The organism is Caulobacter sp. GW821-FHT05F04 (genome assembly GCF_059419665.1).
Map to the genome: position 1 here is coordinate 227,229 of NZ_JBWKSF010000008.1, position 19,948 is coordinate 247,176.

The 19,948-nt window shown below is 69.4% G+C and carries 16 protein-coding genes; 9 read left to right on the forward strand and 7 right to left on the reverse strand.

All coding sequences use genetic code 11. The annotated features are described in order from the left end of the window. Window positions 1-41 precede the first annotated feature (41 nt). Together AC07R7_RS20510 and AC07R7_RS20515 are read right to left on the reverse strand one after the other, a co-directional pair. On the reverse strand, window positions 42-665 hold the full coding sequence (locus AC07R7_RS20510; RefSeq protein ID WP_172274909.1) for a response regulator transcription factor: 624 nt from the start codon (window positions 663-665) through the stop codon (window positions 42-44). Beyond that, window positions 655-2,190 (reverse strand): PAS domain S-box protein, encoded by a 1,536-nt coding sequence (locus tag AC07R7_RS20515; RefSeq protein WP_494636428.1) that lies wholly within the window; start codon window positions 2,188-2,190, stop codon window positions 655-657. Before AC07R7_RS20515 ends, AC07R7_RS20510 begins: the two co-directional genes overlap by 11 nt. Before the next feature lie 387 nt (window positions 2,191-2,577). Here AC07R7_RS20515 and AC07R7_RS20520 point away from each other — a divergent pair, with 387 nt between their 5' ends. Together AC07R7_RS20520 and AC07R7_RS20525 are read left to right on the forward strand one after the other, a co-directional pair. Then, the gene (locus AC07R7_RS20520) at window positions 2,578-4,914 is read left to right on the forward strand and encodes a heavy metal translocating P-type ATPase (protein WP_062099706.1); all 2,337 of its coding nucleotides are present in this window, start codon (window positions 2,578-2,580) and stop codon (window positions 4,912-4,914) included. Between the two features lie 60 nt (window positions 4,915-4,974). Further along, window positions 4,975-6,741 carry an oleate hydratase gene (locus AC07R7_RS20525; protein ID WP_062099707.1) on the forward strand — a complete coding sequence of 589 codons (1,767 nt, stop codon included), beginning with the start codon at window positions 4,975-4,977 and terminating at the stop codon, window positions 6,739-6,741. 31 nt (window positions 6,742-6,772) lie between these two features. Here the strand turns inward: AC07R7_RS20525 and AC07R7_RS20530 are convergent, their stop codons facing one another. The 4 genes from AC07R7_RS20530 to AC07R7_RS20545 form a co-directional block, all read right to left on the reverse strand. Then, a complete protein-coding gene (locus tag AC07R7_RS20530) occupies window positions 6,773-7,399 on the reverse strand; it encodes a response regulator transcription factor (protein WP_062099708.1) in 627 nt (208 codons plus the stop codon). Window positions 7,400-7,551: 152 nt separating this feature from the next. After that, window positions 7,552-8,436 (reverse strand): ribose-phosphate pyrophosphokinase, encoded by an 885-nt coding sequence (locus AC07R7_RS20535; protein WP_062099709.1) that lies wholly within the window; start codon window positions 8,434-8,436, stop codon window positions 7,552-7,554. Next, window positions 8,433-9,971: a thymidine phosphorylase family protein gene (locus AC07R7_RS20540; RefSeq protein ID WP_062099727.1), complete on the reverse strand. Its 1,539-nt coding sequence runs from the start codon at window positions 9,969-9,971 to the stop codon at window positions 8,433-8,435. Before AC07R7_RS20540 ends, AC07R7_RS20535 begins: the two co-directional genes overlap by 4 nt. Beyond that, window positions 9,968-11,500 (reverse strand): MBL fold metallo-hydrolase RNA specificity domain-containing protein, encoded by a 1,533-nt coding sequence (locus AC07R7_RS20545; protein WP_231732072.1) that lies wholly within the window; start codon window positions 11,498-11,500, stop codon window positions 9,968-9,970. The genes AC07R7_RS20540 and AC07R7_RS20545 overlap by 4 nt, the downstream gene beginning before the upstream one ends. 133 nt (window positions 11,501-11,633) lie before the next feature. On the opposite strand from AC07R7_RS20545, the gene AC07R7_RS20550 reads away from it, so the two are divergent. Both AC07R7_RS20550 and AC07R7_RS20555 read left to right on the forward strand, forming a co-directional pair. Next, entirely contained in the window at window positions 11,634-11,903 is a 270-nt protein-coding gene (locus AC07R7_RS20550; RefSeq protein WP_062099711.1) for a DUF2933 domain-containing protein, read from the forward strand. Next, a complete protein-coding gene (locus tag AC07R7_RS20555; RefSeq protein WP_062099712.1) occupies window positions 11,900-12,538 on the forward strand; it encodes a methyltransferase family protein in 639 nt (212 codons plus the stop codon). The genes AC07R7_RS20550 and AC07R7_RS20555 overlap by 4 nt, the downstream gene beginning before the upstream one ends. A 35-nt stretch (window positions 12,539-12,573) precedes the next feature. Here AC07R7_RS20555 and AC07R7_RS20560 read toward each other — a convergent pair whose 3' ends face one another. Further along, window positions 12,574-13,053, reverse strand: coding sequence for a DUF305 domain-containing protein (locus AC07R7_RS20560; protein ID WP_062099713.1), 480 nt, complete (start codon window positions 13,051-13,053; stop codon window positions 12,574-12,576). 288 nt (window positions 13,054-13,341) lie between these two features. Between AC07R7_RS20560 and AC07R7_RS20565 the strand changes: the two genes are divergently transcribed. The 5 genes from AC07R7_RS20565 (at window position 13,342) to AC07R7_RS20585 (ending at window position 19,947) form a co-directional block, all read left to right on the forward strand. Then, window positions 13,342-13,704, forward strand: a complete 363-nt coding sequence (locus tag AC07R7_RS20565; RefSeq protein WP_062099714.1) for a hypothetical protein — start codon at window positions 13,342-13,344, stop codon at window positions 13,702-13,704. Window positions 13,705-13,819: 115 nt separating this feature from the next. Further along, the gene (locus AC07R7_RS20570; RefSeq protein ID WP_255357039.1) at window positions 13,820-13,945 is read left to right on the forward strand and encodes a hypothetical protein; all 126 of its coding nucleotides are present in this window, start codon (window positions 13,820-13,822) and stop codon (window positions 13,943-13,945) included. Window positions 13,946-14,069: 124 nt separating this feature from the next. Then, entirely contained in the window at window positions 14,070-15,293 is a 1,224-nt protein-coding gene (locus AC07R7_RS20575; protein ID WP_062099715.1) for a TolC family protein, read from the forward strand. Next, on the forward strand, window positions 15,290-16,804 hold the full coding sequence (locus AC07R7_RS20580) for an efflux RND transporter periplasmic adaptor subunit (RefSeq protein WP_062099716.1): 1,515 nt from the start codon (window positions 15,290-15,292) through the stop codon (window positions 16,802-16,804). The genes AC07R7_RS20575 and AC07R7_RS20580 overlap by 4 nt, the downstream gene beginning before the upstream one ends. After that, entirely contained in the window at window positions 16,801-19,947 is a 3,147-nt protein-coding gene (locus tag AC07R7_RS20585) for an efflux RND transporter permease subunit (protein WP_062099717.1), read from the forward strand. Before AC07R7_RS20580 ends, AC07R7_RS20585 begins: the two co-directional genes overlap by 4 nt. The last annotated feature ends 1 nt before the right edge of the window (window position 19,948 follow it).

A 19,948-nucleotide genomic window follows, 5' to 3' on the forward strand; every position in this document is an offset into this window, starting at 1 on the left:
CGCATGTCCGCCGCCTCCGGGTCGCTACGTAAACGTCGCAGTCACTTGGGTTTGCGGCCCATCCCGGCGGCGAAGGCGATCCTAAGCGCCTCGGACAGGTTGCGCACGTCCAGCTTGGTCATCAGGCTGGCGCGATGCACCTCCACGGTGCGTGACGAGCATCCAAGGTCATAGGCGATGGTCTTGTTGGGATGGCCTTGGGCCAAGCCCTCCAGCACCTCGCGCTCACGAGGGGTGAGGCTGGCGATGCGCACCTGCGCGTCCGACGCCTCGATCGCGCGGACGTCGGCGTCGTCGATACGCGCGAATGCTCGCTCGACCGCATGGAGAAGAGCGGCCTTCTCGAAGGGCTTTTCGAGGAAATCCACGGCGCCGGCCTTCATCGCCTGCACCGCGACCGACACATCGCCATGACCCGTCAGCACGATGACCGGCATCTGGATGCCGCGCTCGGCCATGGCGGTCTGCACCTCCAGGCCGTCCATCGCCGGCATGCGCACGTCGAGAATGACGCAGCCCTGGGTCGTCGACCGGGCCGCCCTCAGGAACTCCACGCCCGAAGCGTAGGTCTCCACGCCAAAGCCCGCCGTCTTCAAGGCGAACCCGGCCGCGCGCCGGATCGCCTCTTCGTCGTCGACGAGGTGTATGATCCGCCTATCCCCCATAATCCTCCTCCGCCCCCGCGTGGATCAAGGTGAAATGGAACCGGGCGCCGCCACGCTCAGGCGCCTCGACCCAGATCCGCCCGCCGTGCGCTTCGATGATGGTCCGGCAGATCGAGAGCCCCAGACCCATGCCGTCGGCCTTGGTCGAGACGAACGCCGTGAAGAGCTGCTCGCCGATGTCCTCGGCGATGCCCGGCCCGCTATCCTCGACGGTGACCTCGATCAGGCCGTCGCCGCGCAGGCGCGTGGCGATTCTCAGGTCGCGGATCGGGGTGTCCGCCATCGCCTCGATGGCGTTGCGCATAAGGTTGACCAGGACCTGTTGAATCTGCACCCGATCGACGAGGACGGGCGTGGCCGCCGGATCGAAATCGAAGAAGCTGCGCACCCCCCGCTCGCGCGCGCCCACGAGCGCCAGCTGGCCGGCGTCGCCGATCACCTGCGCCAGGTCGTGCAGGCTCTTCTCGACCTCGCCGCGCGCCACGAAGTCGCGCAGGCGGCGCACGATATGGCCAGCGCGCAGGGTCTCCTGCGCGGCCTCGTCCATGACCCGGCGAAAGGTGGCGAAGGGTTCCCCCTGCTCGGCTTCCAGCATGTCGCGGATCGTCTCCAGATAGAGCGAGACGGCCGCCAGAGGCTGGTTGAGTTCATGCGCCAGGGTCGAGGCCATGGTGCCCATGGCGCTCAGCCGGGAGACATGAACCAGCTCGGCCTGAAGCGCCTTCAGCTTCAGTTCGTCCTGCTCCTTGGCGGTCAGATCGCGAATGAAGCCGGTGAACAGCCGCTGGCCGTTCTCGCCCGCCTCGCCGACCGAAAGCTCCATCGGGAAGGTCGACCCGTCACGTCGCAGCCCCACCACGACGCGGCCGACGCCGATGATCCTGCGCTCGCCGGTCTGCAGGTAGTGGTTGATGTACGCGTCGTGCCGGCCATGGTCCGGCTCGGGCATCAGACACGCGACATTGCGGCCGATCAGCTCGGCCTCGCGATAGCCGAACAGGCGTTGGGCCGCCGCGCTGAACGAGGTGATGGCGCCGGCCTCGTCGATGATGATCATCGCGTCCGGCACCGTCGCCAGGATCGATTGCAAATGCTGCTCGCGCGTTTCGATGGAGGCGCGCACCGCGGCCTCGTCGGTGATGTCGCGGGCGATGCAGGCGAAGCCGCGATGCGCGCCCGCGTCGAACAGCGGCGTGACGGTCAGGCGGGCGAGGTATTCAGCGCCGTTTTCGCAGACCCGCCAGGCCTCGCGCTCCAGCACGCCGTCGCGCAAGGCCGCGGCGAGATCCGCCCGGGGACGCCCGGCGTGGATCTCATCGGGCGGATAGAAGACATCGTGCTGCTGGCCGACGACGTGATCGGCTGACCAGCATTCGATCCGTTCGCCGCCGATATTGTAGCTCAGGACCCGTCCCGAGGCGGCAAGCAGCGTCAGGACATAGCCGCCGGCCTGGCGCAGAAACAGCCGCGCAAGCTGCTCGACGGCGGCCACGCCCGCCTCGGGGCCTTGATCCTGGTCGCGCATGCCGCCGGCTCAGGCCAGATCCGCGGCGCGCAGGCGCGGCGATGCGGCGCGAGCGCGAGCTTGGCGACACCCCGCGGGGCCGGACCGGCAGGCCGCCCGACAACGCCGCGCGCCAGCCTTCAGCCCCCACGCGCGCGGGTCCGATAGTGCATCCATGGGTCACGGTCTCGCTTGTATCCGCGGGGTCCTATCGCGTTTACGCGCGGGCCGGCCGGTCCCCTCAGAATTTCAGCGCAAAGTGCGGCCGCGCCGTTGCTTGGCGCCCGCGCGGCTTGTCGAACGCCTCGCGGCCTGTTGCCCTCTCCAGCCGCGGGTCTGAGGAGAGTACGTATTGACCCCGGCACGATCTCAGACCCTACAAGGGCTGCTGGCGAAAGGAACGCGCGGATGAACGAGACCAAGCCCACGGCGCATGGCGCCCCGGCGGCCGACCAGGTGAAGGACCCGGTCTGCGGCATGAGCGTGGACCCGGCCAAGACCGCGCACCATGCCGAGCACGCCGGCAAGCCGCACCACTTCTGCAGCGCGGGCTGCCGGGCCAAATTCATCGCCGATCCCGACCGCTATCTCGGCGCGCCGGCCGCGTCGGCCGCGTCGGCCGCGCCCGAAGGCGTCATCTGGACCTGCCCCATGCATCCGGAGATCCGCCAGGACCATCCCGGAGCCTGTCCCATCTGCGGCATGGCGCTCGAACCGGCGACGGTGACCGCCGACGCCGGTCCCAGCCATGAGCTGATCGACATGACCCGCCGCTTCTGGGTCGGTCTGGCTCTCAGCATCCCGGTGCTGATCCTCGAGATGGGCGGCCATCTATTCCCCGCGTTGCATCACATCATCCCGATGCCGGTTTCGATATGGGTCCAGTTCGCCCTGGCTACCCCGGTGGTCCTATGGGCCGGTTGGCCGTTCTTCGAGCGTGGCTGGGCCTCGCTGAAGACCCGCAACCTCAACATGTTCACGCTGATCGCCATGGGGACGGGCGTGGCCTGGATCTATAGCGTCGTCGCCACGCTCGCGCCCCAGGTCTTCCCACCCGCGTTCCAGAACACCGACGGCGTGGTGGCGGTCTATTTCGAGGCCGCGGCGGTGATCACCGTGCTGGTGCTGCTGGGCCAGGTGCTCGAACTGCGGGCGCGCGAGCGCACATCGGGCGCGATCAAGGCGCTGCTCAATCTGGCGCCCAAGACCGCGCGCCGCATCGCGGCGGACGGGTCGGAGGCGGAGGTCAGCCTCGATCTGGTGACGGTCGGCGATCGTCTGCGCGTGCGGCCCGGCGAAAAGGTCCCGGTCGACGGGGTGGTCGAGGACGGCCGTTCCTCGCTGGACGAGTCGATGGTCACCGGCGAGTCCATGCCGGTCACGAAGGCCAAGGACGACAAGGTGATCGGCGGCACGCTCAACCAGACCGGCGCGCTGGTCATCGTCGCCGACAAGGTCGGTCGCGACACCATGCTCGCCCGCATCGTCCAGATGGTCGCCGAGGCCCAGCGTTCGCGCGCGCCGATCCAGCGCATGGCCGACCAGGTCTCCGGCTGGTTCGTCCCGGTCGTCATCGGCGTGGCGGTCCTGGCCTTCATCGCCTGGAGCGTCTGGGGGCCCGAGCCGCGCTTCGCCTACGGACTCGTGGCCGCCGTCGCCGTCCTGATCATCGCCTGTCCCTGCGCGCTGGGGCTCGCCACGCCGATGTCGATCATGGTCGGCGTCGGCCGGGGCGCGGGCGTCGGCGTCCTGATCAAGAACGCCGAAGCGCTCGAGCATATGGAGAAGGTCGACACGCTGGTCGTCGACAAGACCGGCACGCTGACGGAGGGCCGCCCGGCGGTCACGCAGGTCGTGCCCGCGGCGGGGTTTGACGAGGTCGAACTGCTGCGGCTGGCCGCGTCCGTCGAACGGGCGTCCGAACATCCGCTGGCGCTGGCCATCGTCGAAGCGGCCAAGGCGCGCGGCGTCGCGGTCGCCGAGGTCAGCGATTTCGATTCCCCGACCGGGCGCGGCGCGCTGGGAACCGTCGAGGGCCGCCGCATCGTGCTCGGCAACGCCCGGTTCCTGGCCGACGAGGGCGTCGCGACCGAGGCCCTGGCGGAGCAGGCCGACGCCCTTCGCCGCGACGGGGCCACGGCGATCTTCATCGGCGTCGACGGCCGGGTCGGCGGCGCCTTCGCCATCGCCGACCCCGTCAAGGCGACCACGCCCGAAGCCTTGGCCGCCCTCAAGGCCGAAGGCATCCGGGTGGTGATGCTGACGGGCGACAACCGCACCACGGCCGAGGCGGTCGCGCGGCGTCTGGGCATCGAGGAAGTGGAAGCCGAGGTCCTGCCCGACCAGAAGAGCGCCGTCGTCGCGCGTCTCAAGCGCGAGGGGCGCGTGGTCGCCATGGCCGGAGACGGCGTCAACGACGCGCCGGCCCTCGCCGCGGCCGATGTCGGCATCGCCATGGGCTCGGGGACCGATGTGGCGATCGAGAGCGCGGGCGTCACCCTCCTCAAGGGCGACCTCAACGGCATCGTCAAGGCGCGGCGGCTGAGCCAGGCGACCATGTCCAACATCCGCCAGAACCTGGTCTTCGCCTTCATCTACAACGTCGCGGGCGTGCCCGTGGCGGCCGGCGTGCTCTATCCGCTGTTTGGCATCCTGCTCTCGCCGATCATCGCGGCCGCGGCGATGGCGCTGTCCTCGGTCAGCGTGGTCACCAACGCGCTGCGGCTCAATCGGCAGAAGATATGAGCATGCGCGCTCGTCCCGAAGCCGCCGCCCAAACCGCTCGCCGCCCCTAGGAGCCCGCCAATGCATTACAGCCGCGGAAATTATGAAGCGTTCGTCCGTCCCCGCAAGCCGGAGCGGGCCGACAGGGCGACGGCCTGGTTCGTCGGCGCGGGCCTCGCCGGCCTGGCGGGCGCGGCCTTCCTCATCAGGGACGGCGGCGTCGCGGGCGAGCGCATCACGCTTCTCGAGGAGTTGGAGCTTCCCGGCGGCGCCCTTGATGGCCTGGACGTGGCGGAAAAGGGGTTCGTCATCCGCGGCGGGCGCGAGATGGAGGCGCATTTCGAGTGCCTCTGGGATCTCTACCGCTCGATCCCCTCGCTCGAGATCGAAGACGCCAGCGTCCTCGACGAATTCTACCGGCTCAACAAGGACGATCCGAACGTCTCGCTGCAGCGGGTCACGCAGAGCCGCGGGCAGGATGTGCCCGACAAGGCGCTGCTGACGCTGAACGACAAGGCCCAACGAGAGCTCCTCTCCGTCTTCCTGGCGACCCGCGAAGAGATGGAGAACAAGCGGATCAACGAGGTGTTCGGCCCCGATTTCCTGAAGAGCAATTTCTGGCTGTTCTGGCGTACGATGTTCGCGTTCGAGGAGTGGCATTCGGCCCTGGAGATGAAACTCTATCTCCACCGCTTCATCCACCACATCGGCCAGCTCGCCGACTTCTCGTCGCTCAAGTTCAACCGGTACAATCAGTACGAGTCGATGGTCCTGCCGCTGGTCAAGTGGCTGCAGGATCAGGGCGTCCGGTTCCGCTACGGCGTTCAGGTCACCGACATCGATTTCGCGATCGACGCCGAACGCAAGCAGGCGACGCGGATCGGCTGGATCGAGAAGGGCGCCGAGGGCGGCGTCGATCTTGGCCCCGACGATCTGGTGTTCATCACCATCGGGTCGCTGACCGAAAATTCCGACAGCGGCGACCATCAGACCCCGGCCAAGCTGAATCAAGGCCCGGCGCCCGCCTGGGACCTGTGGCGGCGCATCGCGGCCAAGGACCCGGCCTTCGGACGTCCCGACGTGTTCGGGGCCCATATTGCGCAGACCAAATGGGCGTCGGCGACCATCACCACGCTCGACGCGCGTATTCCGCAGTACATCCGCAAGATCGCCAAGCGCGATCCGTTCAGCGGCAAGGTGGTCACCGCCGGCATCGTCACGGCCAAGGATTCGAGCTGGCTGCTGAGTTGGACGGTCAGCCGCCAGCCCCATTTCAAGAAGCAGCCGAAGGACCAGCTCGTGGCCTGGTTCTACGCCCTGTTCGTCGATCGGCCCGGCGACTATGTGAAAAAGCCGATGCAGGCCTGCACTGGCGAGGAGATCACCCAGGAATGGCTCTATCACCTCGGCGTCCCGGTCGAGGATATCGCCGATCTCGCGGCGAGCGGCGCCAGGACCGTGCCGGTGATGATGCCCTATATCACCGCCTTCTTCATGCCCCGCCAGGCCGGAGACCGGCCGGACGTGGTCCCGGCGGGGGCCGTCAATTTCGCCTTCATCGGCCAGTTCGCCGAGTCCAAGCAGCGCGACTGCATCTTCACCACGGAGTATTCGGTCCGCACGCCGATGGAGGCGGTCTACACGCTGCTCGATGTCGAGCGCGGCGTGCCCGAAGTGTTCAACTCGACCTATGACATTCGCACTCTGCTCGCCGCCGTCGCGCCGCTGCGGGATGGCGAGGGCATCGAGATCCCCGGCCCCGCCATCCTGCGCAAGCTGCTGCTGAAGACGCTGGAAGGCACCGAGATCGCCAAGCTGGTCGAGCGGTTTCATCTGATCGCGGACTAGCGATCGCCGGGGCGGCCGCCGCGGCGAGCGTCTAGGCTCGCGGCGGCCGTCCCATCCCCGCCGCGAAGGCGATCCGCAGGGTCTGGGCCAAGGTCTGGACGCCGAGCTTGCGTGCCAGGCTCGCGCGACAGACCTCGACCGTGCGCGAGGAGATCCCGAGATCATAGGCGATGGCCTTGTTCGCGCGCCCCTGGGCGAGACCTTCGAGGACATCCCGCTCGCGCGGCGACAGAGCCTCGACGCGGCCCTGCGCCTCGGCTTCCTCGGCCGCCCGGCCATCGGCCCGGTCGATGCGCGCGAAGCCGCGATGGAGCGCTTCGAGCAGCATGGCCTTTTCAACAGGCTTGGCCAGGAAGTCGACGGCCCCGGCCCGCATCGCCCGGACCGCCAGGGCGACATCGCCATTGCCGGTCAGCACGACGACCGGCATGTCGACGCCGATATCGGCCAGGGCGACCTGAACCTCAAGCCCGCCCAGGCCCGGCATCTGCATGTCCAGGATGACGCAGCCGATCTTGGCCTGCGTCGCGACGGCCACAAACGCCGTCCCCGACGGATAGGTCTCGACGCTGAAGCCCGTGGCGCGGAGCATGAAGCCGACCGACCGCTGGATCGTCTCCTCGTCGTCGACGATATGAACGACACGCTTGTCCCCCATGGGCCTCCTCAGGCGAACTGAGCGGGCGCCAGGCTGCAGCGGCGAATGCGGCGCCGCTTCGCGGACGCCTTGTGCGGGTTGGACCGGGGTCCAGGGTCAAGAGGCTTCGCCGTTCGCCTCCCGGCGGCTGGCCGAGGATTGGCGAACGCCGTTCACAGCAGGGCGCGCACGGCCTGGGCGATCGCCGGCGTCATGTCGATGGCGTTCGACGCATGGGCGACCGTGTTGGTGCTGACGATGCGCGCGACGTGTTCGCCCAGGACCTGGGCGGCGTCGCCGGCGAACAGCGCATGCACCACGACGCAGTCCGGCGGCGCAAAACCCAGGGCCTTGAGCTGGCGGGCCGCGACGGCGAGCGTGCGGCCCGACGAGGCGATGTCGTCGACGAGCACGGCTTGGCGGCCCAGGAAGGCGCCGGCGTTGGGGATCGAGATGTCGACCTCACGATCCCCGGACCGCTGCTTTTGGCAGACCAGGAACGGCGCGTCGGCGCCGGCCGCCACCTGCGCCACCCACTGCTCGCTCTCCAGATCGGGCCCGACGATCACCGGTCGGGCGACGTTCCGCCTGATCCACGACGCCATGAGCGGCGCGGCGTGAACGAGCTGGCTGGGGATTCGGTAGATCTCCGCCAGGGCGTGATGGCGGTGCAGGTGGGGATCGACGGTCACCAGCCAGTCGAGGTGGCGCGAGAGCACCGCCGCGAAAATACGCGACGTGACCGCCTCGCCCGGATGGAAACGGGTGTCCTGGCGCATGTAGGCCAGATAGGGCGCGATCAGGCCCACCCCGCGCGCGCCAAGCTCGCGCAGCGTGTCCGCCGCGAAGAGCAGCGGCGGCAATTTCGCGTCCGGACGCTCGAGGCCGCAGACCAGGATGACATCGCGCTCGGTGACGTCGCTGTCGATCCGAAGGTAGGTCTCGCCATCTGGAAACTGGCGCTGCAGCAGGACCCCTGCCTCCGCGCCGAGCGCTGGGCCAAGGGCTTGGGCCAGGCGCTCGCCGCCGTCCAAGGCGAAGACGATCGGCGGCGTCATGGCGCCGCGATCGCGAAGATCGCCCCGTCGCTCAAGGCGAAGGCGGCCGCATAGTCCAGTTCGCCGGGGCTCTCGGCGTGAAGGGTGCACAAGGGCGACCCCGCGACGATCGACTGGCCGAGCCGGGCGTGGACCGCCACCCCGGCCGCCTTGGCCATCGGCGCGCCCGCGAGCTTGGCGACGGTCGCGAGTTTGCGGTTGTCGATGCTGGCGATCCGGCCGCTGGAGGGCGCGGTCAGGTCTCGCTGGAAGCGGGCGACCGGCGGCGAGCGCATGCCGCCTTGGGCCTGGCAGATGCGCTTGAACTTGGCCCAGGCGCGGCCGCTCTCGAGGCTTTGCCGCGCGCGCGCGAGGCCAGCGCCAGGGGCCGCCACGCCCGCCAGCTCGAACAATCCCCCGGCCAGTTCACAGGCCCTATGGGCGAGATCCTCGACGCCGGGCTCGCCTTGAAGCACGGCCAGTATGTCCAGCGCCTCCAGCGCCGGCCCGATGCCGCGTCCGATCGGCTCAGCCCCAGGGCCATACATCACCCGCGTGCGCAGGCCGAAGGCGGCGGCCACCGAGGTGAGCGCCGCCTCGAGATCCCGCGCGGCCTCCAGGCTCCGCACCTTGGCGGTCGGTCCCACAGGAACGTCGATCACCAGGTGGGTCGCGCCGGCGGCGATCTTCTTGGACAGCACCGAGGCCACCAGCTGGCCGACCGCGTCGATGTCGAGCGCCCGCTCGACGCCAATGATCACGTCGTCGGCCGGGCTCAACCGAACCGCCCCGCCCCAGGCGATGCAGCCCCCCTCGCGCGCCACCACCCGGCGGATCGCGGCGATGTCGAGGTCGACGGGCGCCAGAACCTCCATGGTGTCGGCGGTGCCGGCCGGTGAGGTGATCGCGCGCGAGGAGGTCTTGGGCATGACCAGGCCTTCGGCCGCCATGATCGAGACGATGATCGGCGTGGTGCGGTTGCCCGGCAAGCCGCCGACGCTGTGCTTGTCGACGACGATCGGCCCAGGCCAGCTCAACTGCTCGCCGACCTCGACCATGGCCTTGGTCAGTCCGATCGTCTCGGCCTGATCGAGCGGCGCCGCCGAACAGGCGGTGACGAACGCCGAGAGGTGGACGTCGCTATAGCGATGCTCGGCGATATCCGCGACGATCGCCGAAAAGGCCGCCTGGCTCAGGCGCTCTCCATAGATCCGGCGGCGCACCGCCCGCAGCGAGGCCAACGGCGGAGCGTGGGCGACCTCCACGCGGTCGCCCGCCTTGACCCCGAGCCGGGCCCATGCGGTCTCGGAAAGGCCGATCTCGCCGGGGTCTGGCGTGTCGCCCGAGCTGTGCAACAAGGACACCACCGCCTCGCGGCCGCCGGCGCGCAGGACGACCTGGGCGCGCGACCCCAGGCCCTCGGACCGGCAGACCGGGCAGTCGTGCCGCATCACCGCGATCATGTCGCCGCCAGCCGCGGTGAGCCCCATGCGACGCGCGCGCAGCGTGGCCGACGCCGGCCTCGCGTCGGCCTGCTCGTGCCTTGGGACGCTCACGCCAGCCGCCCCCAGCTGCCGAGGGTCGGGACGGTGCAAGGCCAGCCGTGTTCCTCGCCGATGCGCTTGGCCAGGACCTGCGCGCCGGCCGGCTCGCCATGGGTGACATAGACATGCCGCGGCGCCGCCTGCATGGCGCCCAGCCACCGCATGAGCTCGTCGCTGTCGGCGTGGGCCGACAGCATGGTCAGGTTCGCCACCTCGGCGTGGACGGGGACGTGTTCGCCGTGGATCTTGATCGTCCGGGCCCCCGAGACGAGCGCAGCGCCGCGCGTGCCGGCCGCCTGGAAGCCGGAGAACAGGATGAGGTTGCGCTCATCCGGGGCGAACCGCTTGAGATGGTGCACGACGCGGCCACCGGTCGCCATGCCGCTGGCCGAGATGATCACCTTGGGGGTGGCGTCCGCGGTCAGCGCCTTGGATTCCTCGACTTCGCGCACATAGTGCGCGACGCCGCACGCGGCTTCGCATGCCGCGCGGCTCAGCCTGTGTTCGTCCATGAAATCACACATCAGCCCGCTGGCGTCGATCGCCATCGGGCTGTCCAGATAGATCGGCGCATCACGCAGCCGGCCGTCCGCGCGCAGACGGGACAGATGATAGAGCAGCGATTGGACGCGACCGACCGCGAAGGCGGGGATCACCACGGTTCCCCCGCGTCGGATGCACCGTTCGATATGGTCTCCCAGCGCCCGCGACGGATCCACGCGGTCATGGCGGCGGTCGCCATAGGTGGATTCGACGATGACGTAGTCGGCCCGCGCCGGCGGTTCGGGGTCCTTGATCACCGCGTCGTCATAGCGCCCGATATCGCCCGAGAAGAGAACCGACCGGCCCTTCCAGTCGATCTCGATCGACGCCGCGCCGAGGATGTGGCCGGCGCGATGGTAGCGCGTCCTGATCCCGTCGGCGAGCGAGCGCCATTCGCCAAACCCGATGGTCTCGAACAGCCGCAGGGCCAGGCGCGCGTCGGCCTCCGTGTAGAGCGGCAGCGCCGGATCGTGGCGCGAGAAGCCGTGGCGGTTGGCGAACTCCGCGTCCTTCTCCTGGATGCGCCCGCTGTCGGCGAGCAGCAGTTGGCAAAGGGCCGCCGTGGCCGGCGTGCTGAGGACGGTCCCATCCCATCCCAGGCGGGCCATGCGTGGCAGGGCGCCCGAATGGTCGAGATGGGCGTGGGTGAGCAGCACCTGCTCGACGTCGGCCACCTCGGGCGCAAGCGGCGCCCAGTTGAGGCGGCGCAGGTCCTTGGCCCCCTGGAACAGACCGGAATCGACCACGATCCGGGTCTGGCCGTCGTCCAGCAGGTAGCGCGAGCCCGTCACCGTGCCCGACGCGCCGAGGAAGGCCACGGCAAGGCCGCCGGCCGGCCGCTCGGCAAGGTCGATGCGCGCTTCGCGTTCAAGGGCGGCCGTTCCGAAATTGCCGTGGAGCCGTTGCTTCTTCCTGTTCCTGTGCATGGGCGGCTTGCCTCTGGTGATGATGCTCGCCGCGCAGCCTTTCAGGCTCGGTCGCCGCGGGCCAATACGCAAAGGCCGCAGACATCGCCGCCTGCCTCCGGGGACCCGCGGGCGCCGCCCCCACCCGCCGCTGCGGCCTCTACCTATACTTGGCGCCCGGGTCGCGGGCCTATGATAGGGCGTCAAGGCCTGAAGTGAGCGATCCATGGATGTTCAACACCAAAAGCTGCGTCGGCGCGGAACGATCGTCCTGGTCGGGTTCCTGCTGATCGCCGGCTTCTTCCTGACCACCGAGCACGCCGCGCATGTGCTCGGCGTCTTGCCCTATCTGCTCCTACTGGCCTGTCCGCTGATGCACCTGTTCATGCACCATGGCCATGGCGCCCATCAGCACGGGCGAGAGGACGCGCCCGGCCGCATCCCGGCGGACGCGCCGGCCAATCCCAACGAACCGGTCGAGAGGCAGCGGCGATGACCCATCCCGGTTACGGCTACGGCCTCTGGGGACTGGCTTTGGTCAACGCCGCCGTCTTCATCCTGTTCGCGTTCAGCTTCTTCAAGCCCGCGACCGGCCGCGACTGGCGCAGCTTCGGCGCGTTCAGCGCCTTTATCGTCGCCCTGTTCGCCGAGATGTACGGCTTCCCCCTGACCATCTTCCTGCTCTCGGGATGGCTGCAGTCGCGTTTTCCCAGTGTCGACTGGTGGAGCCACGACGCCGGCCACCTGCTGGAGATGATGTTCGGCTGGCGGGTCAATCCCCACTTCGGACCGTTCCATATCGCCAGCTTCGTGCTGATCGGGACCGGGTTCTGGCTGATCTCGGTCGGCTGGGTGGCGCTGCACGCCCGTCAGCGCCACCGGGAGCTGGCCACCACGGGGGTCTACGCCAGGGTGCGCCATCCCCAGTACGCCGGCTTCATCCTGGTGATGCTAGGCTTCCTGCTGCAGTGGCCCACGCTGTTGACGCTGGCGATGTTCCCCGTGCTGGTGGTGATGTACGTCCGCCTGGCCCGTCACGAGGAGCAGGCGGCGCTGGCGCAGTTCGGCGACGCCTATCGCGACTACAGGGCGCGGGTTCCCGCCTTCATCCCCCGCTGGCCGTTGCGTTGACCCCCGCCATCGCCGCGGGGGCGACCGGGCGATGCTCAGCGAAGGGGCGCGAGCATGGCGCTCATCTGGTCGATCTCCTGCTGCTGGCCCTTGATGATCGTGGCGCAAAGGCTGCGGATCTCAGGATCCTTCACCGGCGCGCGTCCGCACATCAGGATCGCGCCAGCGTGATGCGGGATCATCGAGCGCAGGAACTCGCGGTCGCCGACCAGCCACTGCTGGCGAATGGCCGCAAAGCACAAGACCCCGATGACAAGGCTGGACGCGACCAAGCCGCGGTTGAGGCCCTTGCGCGGATACATCATGCCCATGAGCACGAGTTCGAGCATGACCATCGGCGCGGTCATCAGGCCGGCCATGTAGGCCTGGTTGAAGCTTGGATGGATGTTCGCGGCCCTGTCGACCATGGCGTACATCAGGACATACATGGCCAGGAACGACAGCACGGTCATGGCGGCCAGGCGCAGGTAGGGCCTGTGGTGTTGATGGTCTTTGGGCGCGTGGTGCTCGGCCATGACTGTTTTCCGCTCCTGGAGCCCGGCGCAACCACGCGCCGGGGCGAGGTTTTCCAGCGGGTTGCGATGCTCCCACAACCGGCGAACGGCGCCCCCGTTCCGCCTCTGAAAATATTCACCGCGACCGCGCCAAAGGTCGAGGGATGGTCCAGACCGCTGCGTATTGGACCAGATGGCGGCTTTCAGGCCCCGCCTCCAAGCCGTCGCCAGTCCGCGCGCGTCGCGGCAAATCGCATTCGGGGATTGTCCGGACATGACGAGGCCGTGTGACCGCGCTAAGCTCGCCCGATGCTAAGGCATGCGCTCGCTTTCCTGGCCGCCGTGGCCCTCGCGTTCAGTCCGCTGGCGGTCAACGCCGCGCGGGCTGATTGCGACATGGCCGGCATGGACGCGATGAGCATGATCGCCATGGCCCCCGCCGGCGACGACGTGGCCCAGGCCGAGCCCTGCTGCGATCACGGCAAGACCATGTCGGCCAAGGATTGCGCCAAGGCCTGCGCGATCAGTTGCGCCCTGTCCGTTGCGGCCCCCTGCCCGGGCTCGGAGACCCCGATCGCCGTCGGCTATCGCGTCGAGACCCGCTGGTCCAACACCAGCGGCCGCACCCACCGCCTCATCCCCGAAGATCCGCCCCCCCGAACGATCGCCTAGGACCGGCCCGAGGGCCGATCCCCGCCATCGCTGGTTTCACGCCCCGGTCCTGCCGGGCGCGCGTGATCGCCCGCGCTTTCGCCGGCTGGCTTTTCGATCTTCAAGGATGACCTTCATGTCTCCCCGCCTTCCCGCGCTGGCGCTCGTCTCCGGCCTAGCTTCCGCGACGACCGTCTCGGCCGCCACGCCACGCGCCTGCGGCTATTTGCGGGCCGCCCAACCGGCCTGCCTGGCTCGCTAGCTCGGCCGGGACGGGTGGGGCCGATCCCCTGTCTTCGCCCGTCCCGTCCGGCCCCGGCGAAGCGGCTGCAAACGCTTCGCCGGGGCGCTGGCCCCTCACGGCTTCCTCCAGGATTTTCGTCTCCATGCGTATTCTCCCCCTTCTGGCCGGGCTGAGCTTGGCGAGCGTCGCCCACGCCGCGCCCCTGACCTACGCCCAGAGCCTCGACGCGGCCGCGGCCAATGCGCCGGCGCTGCGCGCCGCGGCCCTGCAGGTCGAGGCCGCCAAGGCCTCGGCCAAGGCGGCCGGCGCCCTGCCCGATCCCAAGCTCGCCGTCGGCCTCGACAACTTCCCAGTCTCGGGTCCGCCGGCCGGTCGGTTCGGCACCGACGAGATGACCATGGGCCGGGTCGGCTTCAGCCAGGACATGCCCAGCGCCGCAAAGCGCCACGCGCGGATCGGCCGCGCCGAGGCCGACATCGTCGCGGCGGGCGCCGAGGGCGCGGTCGAGGCCCGCCAGGTCCGTGTCGCCACGGCGCTCGCCTGGATCCAACTGCTCTATGCCCAGCGCAAACTCGCTGCGCTCGATGGGGTGGTCGCCCAGCTGGCCCCGCTGTGGGACGCCGCGCCGTCCGGCGTCGCCTCGGGACGATCAAGGCCGGCCCAGGCGCTGGAGGCGGCCCAGATGCGCGCCGCCCTGGAAGACCGCCGCAGCGAAGCTGTCTCCGAACTGGGGCGCGCCCGCGCCATGCTGGCCCGCTGGACGGGCGACGCCGATCCACAGGCCGTTGGCCAGGGGCCCGATCTCGACCTTGCCCCTGCCAGTCTCAGGGCGGCGATCGATCGCAATCCCGCCGTGCTGGCGAAAGACGCCGCCGCCCTTCAGGCCCAGGCCGATGTCGCCCTGGCCAAGGCCGACAAGCGCCCCGACTGGAGTTGGGAGGTGGCCTATCAGCGCCGCGACCCGATGTTCGGCGACATGGTCTCGGCCGGGGTCAGCATCAGCCTGCCGCTGTGGGGCAAGAGCCGCCAGGACCCGATGATCGCGGCGCGCGCCGCCAGCGCCGGCCGCGCAGACGCCGAGCGTGAGGACACGCACCGGGCGCTGGCCGCTCAGCTCGAAGCCGATCTCGCCGACCACGTCATGCACCACGAGCAATGGCTGCGGGCCCGCGACACGCTGCTGCCGCTGGCCAAGCAAAAGGCTCAGCTGGAGACCGCCGCCTATGGCGCCGGCACGGCCGGTCTGCCCGATGTGCTGACCGCGTTCTCTGGCCTGGCCGACGCCCAGCTCACCACCCTCGATCGCGAGGCCGCCGTTGCGCTCGACGCCGCCCGCCTGACCCTGACCTACGGAAACGACCAATGACCCCGTCCCCCTCGATGAAGGCGCTGCTCGCGGGCGCCGCCGCCCTGGTCGTCCTGGCTGGAGCCGGTGGCTACGGCCTGGCCCGCCTGACCGCCAAGCCGGCGATGTCGCAACCCTCGGCCGACGACCGCAAGGTCCTTTACTGGTACGACCCGATGGTCCCGGCCCAGCACTTCGACAAGCCGGGCAAGTCGCCGTTCATGGACATGCAGCTGGTGCCCAAATACGCCGGCGAAGCCGAGGCAGGCGGTTCGGCGGCGGGCGTGCGCATCGATCCGTCGGCCGCACAGAACCTGGGCTTCCGGCTGGCGACCGTGGAGGAAGGCGCGCTTTCCAGCGGCTTGACCGCCACCGGGATCGTCGACTTTAACCAACGCGACGTCGCCGTGGTCCAGGCCCGCAGCGGCGGGTTCGTGCAGCGGGTCTACGGCCGCGCGCCCGGCGACGTGATCGCCGCCGGTGCGCCGCTGGCCGACCTGCTGGTTCCCGAATGGGGCGGCGCCCAGGCCGAATACCTCGCCGTCCGGCGCACCGGCGACGCGGCCCTGACCGCCGCCGCCCGCCAGCGCCTGCGCCTCTTGGGTATGCCCGACGGCGTCGTCGCCGGTCTCGACCGCGACGGTCGGCCACGCACGACGATCACCGTCACCGCGCCCTTGGGCGGGGTGATCTCCAAGCTCGACGTGCGGGCGGGCATGACCGTGGCCTTGGGCCAGACCCTGGCCGAGATCAACGGCCTCTCGAAGGTCTGGGTCACGGCCGCCGTGCCTGAGGCGCAGGCCGGCCAGCTGCGTCCTGGCCAGGGCGTCGGCGTCACCCTGGCGGCCTATCCGGGCGAGACCTTGCGCGGGACGGTCCAGGCCGTGCTCCCGCAGGCTCAAGGCGACAGCCGCACCTTGCAGGCGCGGATCGAACTGCCCAACCGCGACGGCCGCCTCAAGCCCGGCATGTTCGCCACCGTCGCCTTCGACGCGACGACCCGCACCACCTTGCTGGTCCCATCCGAGGCGGTGATCCGCACCGGCGCGCGCAACGTCGTGATGCGGGCCTCGGACGGCGGCCGCTACCAGGCCGTCGAGGTTCGGACCGGGCGCGAGGCTGGAGGCCGGACGGAGGTCCTGGCGGGACTGTCTTCGGGGCAGCGGATCATCGCCTCGGGTCAGTTCCTAATCGACTCCGAAGCCAGCCTGGCCGGCTTGCAGGTCCAGCCACTTCCGGCGTCAGGACCTCCAGCGTCGCCGAGCGACATGAGCATGGCCAAGCCTATGACGCCGGCCAAGCCCGCGCTGGCCGAAGCTGTCGGCCGCGTCGAGCAGGTGACGAAGGACGGCGTCACCCTGTCCCACGGTCCCGTGCCAGCGATCGGCTGGCCGGCCATGACCATGACTTTCCGCGCCGACCCGATGCTGCTGAAGGGCTTGAAGGTCGGCGACCAGGTCAGCTTCGCCTTCGATCCGCCGCCGGCCGATCCCACCGTCCGGCGCATCGCCAAGATCGGCGGTGGTGCATGATCGCCGCCCTGATCCGCTGGTCGGTCGCCAACCGCTTCTTCGTGCTGCTGGGCGCCCTGGCGCTGATCGTGGCCGGCGGCCTGGCCGTGCGCTCGACCTCGATCGACGCCTTGCCCGACCTCTCCGACACCCAGGTGATCATCCGCACCAGCTATCCGGGCCAAGCCCCGCAACTGGTCGAAAACCAAGTCACCTATCCCTTGGCCACCACCATGCTGTCGGTGCCCGGAGCCAAGACCGTGCGCGGCTATTCGTTCTTCGGCGACAGCTTCGTCTACGTGATCTTCGACGACAAGACCGACCTCTACTGGGCCCGATCGCGGGTCTTGGAATATCTCAACCAGGTTCAGTCGCGCCTGCCCGAAAGCGCCCGCCCAGCCCTAGGTCCCGACGCCACAGGGGTCGGCTGGGTCTATGAGTACGCCTTGGTCGACAAGACCGGCGGCCACGACCTCAGCCAGCTGCGCTCGTTGCAGGACTGGTTCCTGCGCTATGAGCTGAAGGCCCTGCCGGGCGTAGCCGAGGTCTCGGCGATCGGCGGCATGGTGCGCGAGTATCAGGTCGTGCTCGATCCGCAGAAGCTGGCCAGCTTCGGGGTCACGCACCAACAGGTCGTCGCCGCGCTGAAGGGCGCCAACGCCGAGACCGGCGGTTCGGTGCTGGAGCTGGGCGAGGCCGAGTACATGGTCCGCGCCACCGGCTATCTGAAGACGATTGAGGACTTCCAGGCCGTGCCGTTCAGGACGGCGGCCGGCGGGATCCCCGTGCGTCTCGGGGACGTGGCCACGATCCAGGTCGGCCCGGAGATGCGACGCGGCATCGCCGAACTCAACGGTCAAGGCGAGGTGGCCGGTGGGGTGGTGATCTTGCGCTCCGGCGAAAACGCCCGCACCACGATCGCGGCGGTGAAGGCCAAGCTGACCGAGCTGAAGAAGAGCCTGCCGCCCGGCGTCGAGGTGGTCACCACCTACGACCGCTCGGGCCTGATCGACCGCGCCGTCCATAACCTGACCGGCAAGCTCCTGGAGGAATTCCTGGTCGTCGCCCTGGTCTGCGCCCTGTTCCTGGGCCACCTGCGTTCGGCCCTGGTGGCGATCATCTCGCTGCCGCTGGGCGTCCTGGCCGCCTTTCTGGTCATGAAGAGCCAGGGCGTCGACGCCAACATCATGTCGCTGGGTGGCATCGCCATCGCCATAGGAGCCATGGTCGACGCGGCCGTGGTGATGATCGAGAACGCCCACAAGAAGCTGGAGCGATGGGCCCACGAGCATCCGGGTGAGACCCTGGCTGGCGAGACCCGCTGGAAGGTGATCACCGAGGCCGCCGCCGAGGTCGGTCCGGCGCTGTTCTTCAGCCTGTTGATCATCACCCTGTCGTTCATCCCGGTCTTCACACTACAAGCGCAGGAAGGCCGGCTCTTCCGCCCCCTGGCCTTCACCAAGACCTACGCCATGGCGGCGGCGGCCGTCCTGTCGGTGACCTTGATCCCGGTGCTGATGGGCTATTTGATCCGGGGCCGTATCCCCGACGAGGCGTCCAATCCGATCAACCGCGTGCTGACGGCGGCTTATCGCCCGCTGCTGGACCGGGTGATGCATCGCCCCAGGACGACGCTTGTGGTCGCGCTTCTGGCCTTTGCCACCACCGCTTGGCCGCTGGCCCATCTGGGCGGGGAGTTCATGCCCAACATGGACGAAGGCGACCTGCTCTATATGCCCTCGGCCCTGCCGGGCCTGTCGGCCGCCAAGGCCGGACAGCTCCTCCAGCAGACCGACCGGATGATTAAGACCGTACCGGAGGTCGACAGCGTGTTCGGCAAGGCCGGCCGCGCCGAGAGCGCCACCGATCCGGCCCCGCTGGAGATGTTCGAGACCACCATCCGCTTCAAGCCGCGCGACCAGTGGCGGCTGGGCATGACGCCCGACAAGTTGGTCGCCGAGCTCGACCAGCGCGTACGCGTCCCGGGCCTCACCAATGTCTGGGTGCCGCCGATCCGCAACCGTATCGACATGCTGGCCACCGGCATCAAGAGCCCGATCGGGGTCAAGGTGTCGGGGGCCAACCTGGCGGAACTCGACCGCATCGCGCGCGAAGTCGAGGGCGTGGCCAAGAGCGTTCCCGGGGTCAGTTCGGCCTTGGCCGAGCGGCTGACCGGCGGGCGTTATGTCGACGTCCGCATCGACCGGGCCGCCGCCGCGCGGTTCGGGCTCAACATCGATGACGTCCAATCGATCGTCTCCGGCGCGATCGGCGGCGAGACCATCGGCCAGACGGTCGAGGGCCTGGCGCGCTATCCGATCAGTGTCCGCTATCCGCGTGAACTGAGGGATAGCCTGGAAGGCCTGCGGGCCCTGCCGGTGCTGACGCCCGGCGGCGCCCAGATCACCCTGGGCACGGTGGCGCAGGTCCAGATCGCCGACGGGCCGCCGATGCTCAAGAGCGAGAACGGCCGACCCACGACCTGGGTCTATGTCGACGTTCGAGGCCGTGACCTGGCTTCGGTCGTCGGCGACCTGCGCCAAGCAGTGACCCAGAAGGTGCGGCTCTCGCCCGGCGTCAGCGTCTCCTACTCGGGGCAGTTCGAATATCTGCAGCGGGCCGCCGACCGGCTGAAGATCGTCGTGCCGGCCACCCTGCTGATCATCTTCGTGCTGCTCTACGTGATCTTCCGTCGCTTCGACGAAGCGGGGCTGATTATGGCTACCTTGCCGTTCGCCCTGACCGGCGGGATTTGGACGCTGTACCTGGCAGGCTTCCATCAGTCGGTGGCCACCGGCGTCGGGTTCATCGCCCTGGCCGGGGTCTCGGCCGAGTTCGGGGTGGTGATGCTGATCTATCTCAAGCACGCCATGGACGCCCTGGGTCCCAACCCCACGCCCGACCAGGTCGAGGCCGCCGTACGAGAAGGCGCCCTGCTGCGGGTGCGGCCCAAGGCCATGACCGTGGCCGTGATCCTGGCGGGTCTGGCGCCGATCCTCTGGGGTCATGGCGCGGGTTCCGAAGTGATGAGCCGCATCGCCGCCCCGATGATCGGCGGCATGCTCACCGCGCCGCTGCTGTCGATGTTCGTGATCCCGGCCGGCTACCTGCTGCTGCGCCGCCGCCAGGCCCGCCCCCCCGCTTCTGCTTCCACTTCAGCCTAGG